12 protein-coding genes are annotated in these 12,644 nt (G+C 39.0%); 4 read left to right on the top strand and 8 right to left on the bottom strand.

Going from position 1 to position 12,644, the window contains the following annotated elements:
* Positions 1 to 33: 33 nt before the first annotated feature.
* The 7 genes from ABVF21_RS05915 to ABVF21_RS05945 all read right to left on the bottom strand — a co-directional run bounded on the left by ABVF21_RS05915 (position 34) and on the right by ABVF21_RS05945 (position 7,327).
* Entirely contained in the window at positions 34 to 225 is a 192-nt protein-coding gene (locus ABVF21_RS05915) for a hypothetical protein (protein ID WP_371017706.1), read from the bottom strand.
* A gap of 68 nt (positions 226 to 293) precedes the next feature.
* Entirely contained in the window at positions 294 to 821 is a 528-nt protein-coding gene (locus ABVF21_RS05920) for a DUF6241 domain-containing protein (protein WP_371017707.1), read from the bottom strand.
* A gap of 28 nt (positions 822 to 849) precedes the next feature.
* The gene (locus tag ABVF21_RS05925; RefSeq protein WP_371017708.1) at positions 850 to 1,788 is read right to left on the bottom strand and encodes a hypothetical protein; all 939 of its coding nucleotides are present in this window, start codon (positions 1,786 to 1,788) and stop codon (positions 850 to 852) included.
* Positions 1,789 to 2,316: a sigma-70 family RNA polymerase sigma factor gene (locus ABVF21_RS05930; RefSeq protein ID WP_371017709.1), complete on the bottom strand. Its 528-nt coding sequence runs from the start codon at positions 2,314 to 2,316 to the stop codon at positions 1,789 to 1,791.
* A 260-nt stretch (positions 2,317 to 2,576) separates the two neighbouring features.
* Positions 2,577 to 3,842: a LysM peptidoglycan-binding domain-containing protein gene (locus tag ABVF21_RS05935; protein ID WP_371017710.1), complete on the bottom strand. Its 1,266-nt coding sequence runs from the start codon at positions 3,840 to 3,842 to the stop codon at positions 2,577 to 2,579.
* A gap of 139 nt (positions 3,843 to 3,981) precedes the next feature.
* Complete coding sequence (locus ABVF21_RS05940) at positions 3,982 to 5,433, bottom strand: cell wall-binding repeat-containing protein (protein ID WP_371017711.1); 1,452 nt, start codon at positions 5,431 to 5,433, stop codon at positions 3,982 to 3,984.
* 241 nt (positions 5,434 to 5,674) lie between these two features.
* Positions 5,675 to 7,327, bottom strand: coding sequence for an alpha-keto acid decarboxylase family protein (locus ABVF21_RS05945; protein WP_371017712.1), 1,653 nt, complete (start codon positions 7,325 to 7,327; stop codon positions 5,675 to 5,677).
* Between the two features lie 166 nt (positions 7,328 to 7,493).
* Between ABVF21_RS05945 and ABVF21_RS05950 the strand changes: the two genes are divergently transcribed.
* Positions 7,494 to 7,979 (top strand): MarR family winged helix-turn-helix transcriptional regulator, encoded by a 486-nt coding sequence (locus tag ABVF21_RS05950; RefSeq protein WP_371017713.1) that lies wholly within the window; start codon positions 7,494 to 7,496, stop codon positions 7,977 to 7,979.
* Positions 7,980 to 8,097: 118 nt separating this feature from the next.
* Here the strand turns inward: ABVF21_RS05950 and ABVF21_RS05955 are convergent, their stop codons facing one another.
* Positions 8,098 to 9,000, bottom strand: a complete 903-nt coding sequence (locus tag ABVF21_RS05955; protein WP_371017714.1) for a DUF1672 family protein — start codon at positions 8,998 to 9,000, stop codon at positions 8,098 to 8,100.
* Between the two features lie 119 nt (positions 9,001 to 9,119).
* Here ABVF21_RS05955 and ABVF21_RS05960 point away from each other — a divergent pair, with 119 nt between their 5' ends.
* The 3 genes from ABVF21_RS05960 (at position 9,120) to ABVF21_RS05970 (ending at position 12,628) form a co-directional block, all read left to right on the top strand.
* Complete coding sequence (locus ABVF21_RS05960) at positions 9,120 to 9,785, top strand: hypothetical protein (protein ID WP_303535052.1); 666 nt, start codon at positions 9,120 to 9,122, stop codon at positions 9,783 to 9,785.
* Positions 9,786 to 10,173: 388 nt separating this feature from the next.
* Positions 10,174 to 10,773 carry a hypothetical protein gene (locus ABVF21_RS05965; protein WP_194218544.1) on the top strand — a complete coding sequence of 200 codons (600 nt, stop codon included), beginning with the start codon at positions 10,174 to 10,176 and terminating at the stop codon, positions 10,771 to 10,773.
* 4 nt (positions 10,774 to 10,777) lie between these two features.
* On the top strand, positions 10,778 to 12,628 hold the full coding sequence (locus ABVF21_RS05970; RefSeq protein ID WP_194218543.1) for a DUF6792 domain-containing protein: 1,851 nt from the start codon (positions 10,778 to 10,780) through the stop codon (positions 12,626 to 12,628).
* Positions 12,629 to 12,644 lie beyond the last annotated feature (16 nt).

The following is a 12,644-nucleotide window of genomic DNA, read 5'->3' on the forward strand; positions in this document are numbered from 1 at the left end:
AACAAACGTTTGATTAGCTGCCGCACCATTCATTTAATCGCCTTTTGAACCCCTCTTAACCTGTTGAAGAAACGGCTCATACAGATCTGAACCTTTTTTTACATAATGAAGTTCCTTCGCTTCAGGCACCTTCAGGTGAATTGCTCCGCTTTCCTTGTTGTACCACAACCTTAATCCATCAAGAAAAACGGACTTTTCTGTTTCGGAAACTTCTAGTTTCATCATTTATCTCACATCTTTTACTATAGTTTTCATAACTTATCATTCTACTAATATTAGCTAAATCTTACTTTTTAATAATGTTCTTCAACAAATGCGCTCTCTTCTTCAGCGCTTAATAACCGTGTTGCTCTTCCTACCGTACCGCTATTCATACTCCAAATTTGATTGTGAACGTCTACAGCATTTTCAAAATTCCCGTTTTTCCACTCTGTTAATGCGGTGTAGTATAAATCATAATGCTCATATGTGCCCTGATTTTTTACTTGATCGAGTGTGCCTAGCATTTCTTCGATACGATCATCCGTCATTTCAACTAGCGTCCACTTATCATCGGCATAAACTTTTTGGTGCGTCATACCATGGAGGATATTCATAAAACGATTCTCGCTTGGAATTTCGTTATCCTCAGTTGAATCCCCATCGTCATCGATGTAGCGTTCTGGATCAATCTCTTCCTTGGACTTCTCTTCGGAAGCTTCTGGCTGTCCTTTTTCTTCGGCTAAATTTGTATTAATATCTGATATAAACCAGTATGCAAGTCCGATCGTGAGAAGAATGGCGGATGTTATGGAAATAAGTAGTACTTTTATTGATGGCATTTTCATGGCAACTCCTTAAATTAAATCACTATTCTATTTTATCTTCTCTCGCTCGATCGATAACCCCTGATAATCGCACTAGACTGTCAACTATCTTCGCATGCTGCTGATTGAGTTCTTCTGCTCTATCCAGGCTAACATCCTCAACCGAAGTAGATTCATCTGCCAGTGCTTCAGCTTTTACATATAATTTTTCCATCTCTTTTTTTAATGGTGGCAGCTGGTCAGAGTATCCAATTGCAGTTTCTAAGCGTTTCATAAACAAAGCACTCCGATCATGGATCTCTTTAACACCGTCTGGATTTACTGACGATACTAATTGGTTCGATTTATCGTAGAACTGATTCGTGAGCGGAGGAAAAAGCTCTCTGCTCATGTCAGAGGCCTGTTCATTGATATACCCCATAACCACTCCCATATATTGACCTTCTGTAGGAAGGGGCCGATCGTCAATTTCAGGATCTCTGTCTCCCCAATCAATACTTGAAATATAACCTGTGTCTTTTGAAAAACTATATCCATTCTTATATTTCACACTCGAAGGAGATTCCGTATCTTCCGCTGATAATCGATTTTCTTCAGGTAGTTCCCATTCTTTTAAGTAATCATAAATTTGTTGGTAGTGATCATTTTCAAAAATTCTTTGATCAAATTCAGTCTGATCGTCCACTACTTTATTTTCTGATTCATGATTACCTACAGAAAGATTAGGTTGCTCTGTGTCTTTCTTTTCTAGACTTTGTTCCGTTCCAATATAAGTAGTAAATCCGTAAGAACCGAAAATAAGTAAAAGTATCAAACAACCAACTAAAGAAAAAGCAGGCACGAACCTTCTAATCTTTCGCCTCGGCTTCTTTGAATGAATGACTGCATGATAAATCCGTTCCTTATCAGTTCCGCTTAACTCTCCCTTTTTCAATACCGTTCTGTTCATTTTCCTTCGAAGGTTTGTTAGCTTTTCATGCATTTACTCAACCCCTTCATACATATCACGAAGTTGTAATTTCGCACGTCTTAACCTTGTTTTGATTGTCTCCACCTTGATACCGGTGAGGTTAAAAATTTCTTGAATACTTAAATCCTCATAGTAAAATAAAATGATCACTTCTCGATATTTTACCGGGAGATCTAGTACCTTCAGAGAAATCTCTTGTTCCTCACTTTTTTGAATAAGACCGTCGTCAAGACTAGCCGCCACCTCCACCTTTTCATCCCCACGAAAAGGAACCATCGACCTGAACCACTTACTCTTCAAATAATCTTTACATCGATTGACCGTGATTTTAAACAACCAGGTTTTATAGCTGCTTTCTCCCCTGAAATGTTCTATGTTTTTAAAACAAGAAATAAATACTTCTTGCGTAATATCATCCGCTACCGCCCAATTTTTCACGTATGTATAAGCCAGCCGCTTAATCTGCTCGGCAAAGTCATCAATCAACTCCCTAACGATTTCATTTCTCTCAAACTCATTGTCTGTTTTTTTCTCCCCCAACTAGCTCCCCCCTGGATTCACCTGTATGATAGACGACTTACTTTTCGTTATCGGTTCAAAAATATACCATCTTTAGCAGTTTACGACCAGAATTAAATTCAAATCTTATCTAGTTAAAGATATCAACACAAAAAAGAACCGCAGAAAGTTCGCAGATTTCTGTGGTTCAAAAGTTCATATATCGTTTTCAAGTACTTACATTCTTTCAACCAAATGATCAGCTCTTCAAAGAACGAATGATACAATTTTGAATAGCTCTCTTATTTACGCACAAGCATATTCTTCTTCACATACGCCCAGTTCTGCGGAAACGAAAAGCGAAGCCTCCAGTAAGTCGTACCAAGCAAACCATAAACTTGCATTTGTTTGTATTTGGCTGTGACGCTCTGGATATCTTCATACCAAACTGAGTGCGACGTATTTGCAAAGGTGTAGCGGTAGTTTGGCGCCTGTGCGGTTTGGTTGTATTGAATGGGAATCCACGCATTGACTGCTCGATTCTGGGCTATTTGCGCAGAAATCATTTGAGCTGGTTTAGACTTAATCGGCACAGTCCAATCATATCCATACAGGCTCATCGCCATCATCACTTTACGAGCATCGATCTCCCCAGTGGCGTAAGTTAATACCTGTTCGATCCACCACACAGGTGAGATTGGGTCAGCTGGACCAATCGCGTATCCGTAGTCAATCGTCATAATGGAAACTATGTCCACAACCTCACCAACCGCCCTGTAGTCAAGAAAACCGACTAAACGGTTTGTAGGTATGTCGCTGCTTTTGGCATGCGCATTGAGCTGGAGTGTTAGATTACCAAGCCCTTTCTTTAACTCTTTTAAAAAGGAGGTAAAATCATTCCTTCTCTCAGGTGGAACGAATTCGAAATCAATACTAACCCCTGCATAGCCTTTTTCTTTTACTTTCGTAACGAGATTTCGAACGAGCGTTGCTCTTCTTTCCTTATTTTGAAGAACCGTAGCAGCTAACTCCGCACTAAACATTTGCACGTCATAATTACTGATGACAAGTAATGGCTTAATGTTCAACTGTTTCGCTTGCCGCAAGATTAGATCATCATCGATAGTAATAAGCTCGCCTTCAGCCGTGAATGAGTAAGTGAAGATAGCTAAATAGGTTATAGAATCTGCTAATTCATTCAATGTCTCTAAGTAAGGTGAGCCTTCTATTGCATCAAAGAAGACGAGGGTTTCCATAGGATATTTCTGCATAGTAGGAATGCGAATTCTTGCTCCGATTGGAATCGTTGTCGGATTAATCGTAGGATTAGCCGCAACGATTGCTTGCACGGATGTTTTATATTTTTGAGAAAGGTTCCAAAACGTATCTCCCTCTTTAATTTGATAATATCGCTCAGGTAACTCTTGATCGGGGATATACAAATTTAATCCAGGGACAAGCCGATCAGAAACAAGGCCGTTCACCGTCTTTAAAGTGGAGATTGGGACACCATAGGTCATTGAAATACGCCATAGATTATCCCCCATTATTACTGTGTGGATCGCCATTGAATCTCCTCCCATTACGCATCAGGCTTTACTGATAATGTATTTTGAGAAGGAGTGATTCATGAATCATCTTATATTTCGACATAACCTTTCATACTTCGGGCGGTGACAGGCACCATTCACAGGCACCATTCAACCATCAATCCAACGAAAGAATATCATCCTCTACACCAGGTCCAACAGCACTTGTTCCACCTAAAATAATATAATCAGTCGTTTGCTCTTCTTTGAAGAATTTATAAGTAGACTCTGGTAGTTGATTTTTCTTAGTTAGAATCGTAGGTGCACCAAACTTAGCTGCTAATACAGACCCAGTTAAAGCATCAGCAAATCCTTCACCCGTCGCTACAAAGACGCCGTATGTTGGTAGCTTCAGCTTCTTCGTAACAGCTATTGATGTTTCATAACGATCATTTCCTTGTATCCTTGTTGGCGATGGAAGTTGTTTTTTCACTTTCTCACTAATCGCATTCGGGCCGCCAATCACGTACGTTTTCGTATAACTTGCCATCGCATCCTTTGTTGCTTTTGATAATTCATTTGTATCCGTTAGAAAGATTGGGTGACCGTACATAGCTGCATATGGAGCCATGGAAAGAGCATCAGGGAAGTTCCCACCATCGACTACGACTGCCGTTCGATTTGGTAGAAGCGTATCTGCGATCGCCGCTGCCGTTTCGTAACGATTCTCTCCTTGAATTCGATTAACGGTTAACTTCATATCTTTTTTTAATTCATTTTCTACTGCTGACGATATAGCATTCGGTCCACCAAGTATCGTAACCTTTTTCACGCCGAACTCTTTCATTAAATTCCTTACGCGCTTATCAAGCTTGGCTTTTGGAGTTAGAAGGATCGGTGCATCCATTTGGAATGCTAGAGGAGCCCCTGCTAGTGCATCTGGAAAAGTAGAACCGGTAGCAAGAACCACATTATCTGCTCCATTTGGCCACCCTGCTCTAGCAATCTCGATCGCTGTTTCATATCGATCGTCGCCTGAGATGCGATCAATATACTCCATATTCATGGCAGATAAAGCATACATGCTATCTGAACCACCGCCATTTAAATCAAGAGCTTCTATATAATAAGTTCCTTCTGGAATCACATATAGTTGAACTTGAACGCCGTCGTAAATCTCATAAGCATCTGGAGTCAACCCGTCCCCATTTCCATCGACAAGAAGAAAAACGAGGTCAATCCCACGCTGTGAAGCGCCTGAAACAACCAATTCTATCGGATTTTTTACTTCAATTTGATAGACGTCAATATCATCCCATCCAAACGTGCCATACACCGTATCATCGAGATTTAATAGATTCGCTCGATCCAACGTATCATTCGGTTCATTCTCCCAATAATCCGTTAGTGTTTTCACCTTGTTAGGATCACTCGTTAGCTTGTCTTTTACCTGTGATTCAATTTTCTCTAAATCTTCTTTCGAAAAAGTAGTTCCTTTGTCCTGTTCCAGCTTCTTAATTTCATTCTTCCACTCATTATGACTATCACTTGCTGCATAACCTTTTCCCTGCAACGTTAATCCGCTTAATACTAGAAGACTAGCAACTAGATAAAATACCACTTTCCTCATTCAACCATCCCCCATTTTTCCCAAATAGTGTCATAAACACCACTCTATTATATAGGCACTAGAAACCTGAAACCATGAGAGGTTCTGTCGAAGCATAAGAAATATGAAAGAGGAATAAGGGTGACCTAGTGTCAATCTGTGTCAGTTAGATGAGCTACTAAAATATGAAAAAAAGAGCCCGAATCATCAATAACAATGATTCGAACTCTCCTATCATTCATTCCTTACGTTTTTCATTCCATTAATTATTCTGCGCCGCAAACTTCTTCGTTAACTTTGAAAGAAGCTCAGGCGTATCGTCACGATGCATGACAACTTCGATAAAGCAAAGCTTCTCATCTTCTGCATTAGCACTAGCGAGCACCTGATCAAGCTCTTCCTCCGTCTCTGCTTTAAACGTCGTGAAGTGCTCCTCCGATCCAAACGCATGCGGAAGTTTTTGATAATCCCAAGTCGCAATATCGTTATAAACTTGCTCAGGTCCATGAATCGCGCGTTCAACCGTATAACCATCATTATTAATAAGGAAAATGATTGGCTTTAAACGATGACGCATGATCGTCGATAGTTCCTGTGCTGTTAGCTGGAATGAGCCATCCCCGATAAACAAAAGATTTCGTCGATCAGTATCTGCGAGCTGAGAGCCAAGTAAAGCGGGCAATGTGTAACCAATTGAACCCCAGAGCGGTTGACCGATAAAACGCGCTCCTTCAGGTAAAGGCATCGTCGCTGCACCGAAGAAAGACGTTCCTTGCTCAGCTAGAAGGACATCGTTTTTCTTCAAGAATTGAGCCATTCGCTCATAAAACCACTTCTGCGTGATTTCATTTGAACTTGAAGAAACCTCATCCTCTGCAAATCGCGTTGGCTCCGCTTCTACCTCATATCGATCCAGACGAGTAGCTAGTTCATCCATCGCCTGAACCATCGAAATTGGAGCGTATGTTGCTTCCTTCCGCTTCACGCCATACGGATTGATCTCGACAACCTGTTCTTCCGTAAATTGATGAGAGAAGCCACCCGTAATCGAGTCACTTAGCTTTACACCAATCTGGAAAATAACATCGGCTTCGTCTACTCGTTTTTGTACCTCCGGAGAGCTCAGTTCACCGTTATAAACCCCAATGAATTGAGGATGAGATTCTGGGAAGACTCCTTTTCCCATGCTTAATGTCGCAACAGGGTAACCTGTTTTTTCTGCAAAACGAATCAATGCTTCACGTGCTCCGAAACGGTCCACTTCATAATCAGCTAAAATAACTGGCTGAGTCGCTTCATTTGCTTCTCTCGTAATCTCACGAACCATTTCATCCAGTACTTCAGCATTTCCTCCAAACGATAAACTCAATGGTGAAGCTGGTCTGTTAACCGGCTTATTGTACACATCAATTGGAAGATTAATATGTACCGGACGCTTTTCCATCCAGCATGTTTGCAGGACGCGGTCAATTTCCTGTGCCGCATTCTCTTCCGTTAACGTCGTTTGCGCCACCGTTACTTCTTCATACATTCTCGCAAAGCGATCGAACTTCCCGTCACCAAGTGTATGGTGAACAAGCGATCCATTATTCATCACAGCCGTTGTTGGTGTGCCTGTTATTTTCACCACCGGCATGCGTTCAGCATATGCGCCAGCAATTCCGTTCACTGCACTGAGTTCTCCAACGCCAAATGTTGTGACAAGTGCACCCGCACCATTCATTCTTGCATATCCATCCGCAGCATAAGCTGCATTCAGCTCATTAGCATTTCCGACCCACTCCATTTTTCCATCCTCAAGAATCGTATCAAGAAACGCAAGATTATAATCTCCGGGTACACCAAACATATGGCGAATCCCTAATTCAGATAAACGATCTAATAAATAATTTCCTACAGTATATGTTTGTTGCATCATTGAACACTCCTTTAATAACGTCAACTATGTTGACTCAATAAAAGGGTATCAAACAGAATGATATAGGTCAAACTTGTTGACTCTTTATTGGTGACGAAATGAGCGCAGTGGTATACTAAGAACTACAACTAATGCGATATGTTCAATGCTTCAGGGGGTAGTGATGGAGGAAAAAACGAACGAACAAATGAACGAAGTGCTAGCCATGTTTTACTTCGCCTACAAAACGTTCACAGAAGAACCAGATATTATGATTGAAGAGTACGGCATCCAACGCGTTCACCACCGCATTCTTTTTTTCATCGCACGTTTTCCTGGACTTAGTGTGAATGAATTATTATCACTGTTAGAAGTAAGCAAACAGGCGCTTCATCGACCAATGAAAACTTTAATCGAAAAAGAACTTGTCACAACATCAGAAGCGGAACACGACCGCCGTGTTAAACAGCTGTTTCTAACGGATAAAGGCAAACATTTAGAGGAAAAGCTGAGCAACACACAAAAACACCACCTCACTTCCATTTTTCAAGAACTAAAGCCCGAACAGGTCGATGCCTGGCAAACGATTATGGAGAAATTATCGGTTGAGCGGGATGGGTTTGAAGCGTGGAAGAACAAGTTAAAAAATGAACCAGATAACTCTAAATGATGTTGTTTTGAGTAAATTATTTGAGAGATAAAATAAGCGGCTCGCTTTATGACAAACTCATAAACTAGCCGCTTTTAAGATATTTGTTAAAATATACAATTGATCAATAAAAACACCTTTACCTCTTTATTATATAATTCGGAGCTTTTCTTTCCAGGGTGTTTTCCTTATTATTCTGTCCATTCGTTTTATCAACTGTATTATCATGCAGTAAAAAACTATACTTTCCAATCGGTAGTCCGTCCATATCGGATAAATCACTCACGATTTGATCGAATATTTCCTTGTTTGGTTCAACACCAGGTTCCTCCATATACAGTTGAATAAGAACACTAACCATAGCCGGATTGATTGATTCCCCTTCTAACATATTGACCCATTCATCTTTTGGGAGATCCGAATTTTCAAGATACTCGTTCAAAAGTTTTTCTTGCACAACACCACCGTAAATGACTACTTTATAATAAGGGGTTGTATGATAATTACCCACACCATTTTGGTTAGCTTCTTCAGAGATACCTACTACAGGATACTCTTTCACTTTTCCATCTAAATACTGATCAAGTTTCTGAAATTCATCTTCATAGATCCACGTGTATAATCCACTACTAATAGCAGCTCCAACCTGACCTTCTTGCGACCAAACCCCAGTAGAATCTACTGTCTCTGATTGCTGATCGACAGAGATAATTGCATAGGAGTAGAAATGTGGTTTGCCCACCGATTCGACAAAAACAATTGCACCGTCTACTGCTCCCACGATGCTATGTACCTTTACTTTGGTTTGATAGTTTCTCTTAAAATACTGCTTTACTGCCCGATCAACCTCTTCGCTATGTTCTTCCGCAATCTCACCGTTTCTTTCACCTTTCGCAAGCGTATAACCTTCCCCTGTATATTCTTGAACAGAGAGAAAGTATTTTTCTTCTACTCTATCTTTTATGGTGCTGCTTTCTTTATTGGCACACTCACTTATGAATAACAGACTAAGAATCCTGAAGAGAAAAAGAAAGTTTTTCACTAATTACTCCTCTCGTATAAATAAAATAAAAGTAGGATTAGCACTATTCATTCCAATAAAAGTAAATCTATTGTATCTTTTAATAGAAGAGACATATAACCTTTAACTTGGAGGTATCAATGAAACAACCAATTACTCTAATCATTCTTCTCTCTTTTCTTATAACAGGTTGTCAAATAAGTAATGAGATCAAAACAACTGATCCTGAAAAAGTTGATCCTAAAGAACTACCTAAAGTAAGAGCTTTTAAAGATGAGTTTACGAGAGGTTTCTTACAATCCATTAAAGAGACAAGGGAGGGATACTATCTTTTTCGATCAAATACCAACCACTACACAATGGACTTCCCTTCCGGAGGAGTAATAGGTGAGATGGGATATTCCATACAAAAAGGCTCTGAAAGTTTCCTTGTTGGTGTAGAAGGTAAAAATACTGATTCTGAAATATCTATAAAATACCTTGAATTTATGAAGAAAGAATTGAGAGAATCAAGAATTGAAACGCTAATAAAAAATTCAAAATCCCCACTTAATTTTGAAACAAGGGAATTGGATGATCGTACAATAAGTACAGCTTACTTCGAGACTGATAAGGGTTATTATGGATACGTGGCCCTAGTCCAAAATACTAAAAGATACGGGGCTGTTGAGGTAACTTACACTTCAGAATGTAAAGTGGACCTATCAAATTGTGAAGAAGTGATAAAAAGTAAAAAAAATTCCTTCACTAACTGGATTGAAAGCATTCATTTTATTAATCAAGAAACACACGAAACATCCAATTAACCACAAATCAAAACACCGCGAACGTTAACAGGCATCTCACTATAATAATGGGGAGGTTATCGCCAAACCAACTAACCTCTCTACTCTAAGAGTTCTCTCATTAGTCTAAGCAAATACTCCTGATTGTACAGAAAGCAATAGGAGAAAAAACACTTAACAGAAAAAATCCATTCATCAAAACGACAATAAATCAAACATAGCACAACTAGTACTAATGTCTCTACTTCGCTGACCAAACAAAAAAATCTCTCAGTTACATTCCAAGAAAAGGATATCTATTGTATCTTTTAATAAGAGCCCTATAACAACCATATGAAGCTGGAGGATCACAATGAGATTAATTATTAGTCTACTCATGGTTTTATCTATATTTTTAGGAGGCTGTCAAATGAGTGAAGAAAATCAAACAACGGATCCAGAGAAAGTAGATACAGAGAAACTGCCGAATGTAAAAGCATTTGAAGATGAATTTACTAAGGGGTTCATTCAATCAATTAACGAAACAGAAGAAGGATTTTATCCTTTTCTTTCTGAAACTGGTGCTTATAGTATGAATTTTCCTCAAGAGGGCGTTATAGATGAAAGAGGATATTATGTACAAGACGGTACTGAAAAATATAGTATTGGTCTAAAAGATAATAATGTCAGTACCAGAATCAATATTAAATACTATCAATTTATGAAAGCTGAATTTATGGAGTCTAGCTTGCAAACGCTTGAAGAAAATTTTGACCTCCCTCTTCAATTTCAAGAAAAAAAACTTGATGGACGCACTATACAAAGAGCTTTTTATGAAGATGAAGATGGTTACTTTGGAGTAGTCGCCATGGTTCAGAACACAGAAAATAATGGAGCTATTGAAGTGACAACACTTTCAGAGTGTAGTAAGGGTAATGCCGACAGTCACTGTAATCAAGTTAAGAAAGATTACAAAACCACTATCTATCATTGGCTAGAATCCATTAAATTCATTACGGAAAGTGAGTAAACTTATGACGATTCAACTATCAAATTCTCGCGAGTTTCGTCTAAGAATAACAGAATTGGAGTATAGCAATCTTTCCGATAAAGAGTTCATTCAAGAAGTACAACAAATTTATCTTGAAGAATTCGGGGAAGTTCTTCCTGCTAACATAGATATCTTCCACTCATCGGAGTCTGTCAGACTTGAAGGAGATACTTCAGGTTATGACGGTACAGCAATTCATTTTAAATCAAAAGAAAATGATATCAATGAAATATATGTTATTTCACAGGGCTCCCAAGGAAATGACGATTGGACTTATAACATTAAAGCTATGTTTGCTGGTAAAGATTATTCACAAGCGCAGATGACAAATGAATTTGTTAAAGATGTAAAAAATGAATTTCAAATTTCAGAGAAAGACAATACTGTCCCGATAATCGGACTTTCTCATTCACTAGCACATAACAATAATACAACTGCTCTACTTTTATACAACACATTTGATGAAGTCTATAGTGTAAATGGTGCACAAACTAATTACTATCAGTTATTTGAGGCTGATACTAATTTCCAAAGAGAACTTGCAAAAACATTTTCCATTTCGCCTGATAACCGAAATGCTATCTACACTATAGACCCCAAAGCCCTCGAAGCCTTCACCAAAGATTACTACAGCCAAAAAGCAAAAAGGGTTCATCAAACCATCTCCTATGATGATCCGTTATATGGGGCAAGTGGTGTAAGAGGATTTGTTACTCTTGGGGAAGTAGACATGATCGATACAAACCCAACTTATAAAGGCATTCGTGAATTGGTTGATGAAATTCCTGACCATGTTATTGAAGACTTTCAGCAGCTTGCCATTAATTATACGGTTGCCTCTAAAAAAGATGGAAATGATCAAGTGATTAAGGATTTGGTAGGTTTCGATCCTGAACTATTAAACGGCAACCCAATCGCAAATATTTCTGGCACATATCTGCTCGACCAATCAAAATTTAGTGATATGGTCGAAAGCATGAACGAAAAAGTTCCTGACCTTCTCGATAATGTTCAGGTCATTACTCAAAACGCCGACACCATTTTCGGAAAGTTAGTAGAAGCCAACTATATTACAACTGACCAAAAAACCGAGCTTGTGCATGTCTTTGAGAAAGTAAAGAAAGATTTACAAGACATTGAGGATATTATTTGGAAAATGGATCAGATTCGCTTCGATTCAGTGATTCCCCAACCACCGCCTATCGCTGGAGATGCAATTTTGGCTTCCAGACTTTATCATAATTACACGCAGATTCTCTCGCAGCTTGAGACTTTAAATAAAGAAGAATACAAGAAACTTATGGATACGATCGTATCCAGTCATAGCATAGCTGAAATGCTTGAGGCCATTAGGTCTGGTAATAAATCCTATCAGGGTACAGATATGGTTTACTCCACAAGTCAGAATGGTGAGACCATTTTGGTGAATATATCCGCGTCTCTCCGCATGTATCGGGATGGAAAAACGGTTATTCAGGAAAAAGAAGAGGCAATCCGAAGGTTTGAGCTCGCTGTGAATAGAGAGATCGAGGAAGAATACTTAAAACAAAAGCATCAAGTTTTTACGAAAGTAAATGATATTGAGCAAAATCCAGCTCATTATAGCATGTATCTTCGAAAGCACATCTATTTCAGTCGATTAAGTAAAACCATTCGTCATATCTCTGTTCACGAATCTATTCCTCCTCTTCAAGGTGTTGATTTCGACTATGAGCTGTCTGCTCTTCGTAAACAAGTAACTAAGGGGTATGACTATATCGAAAAGTATCGAAAAGCTATTGAAGATTTGTTTCACGAAGATGACCGAGTTTCTACGCTTTTTTCACTCATTTAATGAGTTGCCTAAGGAG

The organism is Pseudalkalibacillus sp. JSM 102089, assembly GCF_041366475.1.
In the GTDB taxonomy this organism is placed as follows: domain Bacteria; phylum Bacillota; class Bacilli; order Bacillales; family Guptibacillaceae; genus Guptibacillus; species Guptibacillus hwajinpoensis_B.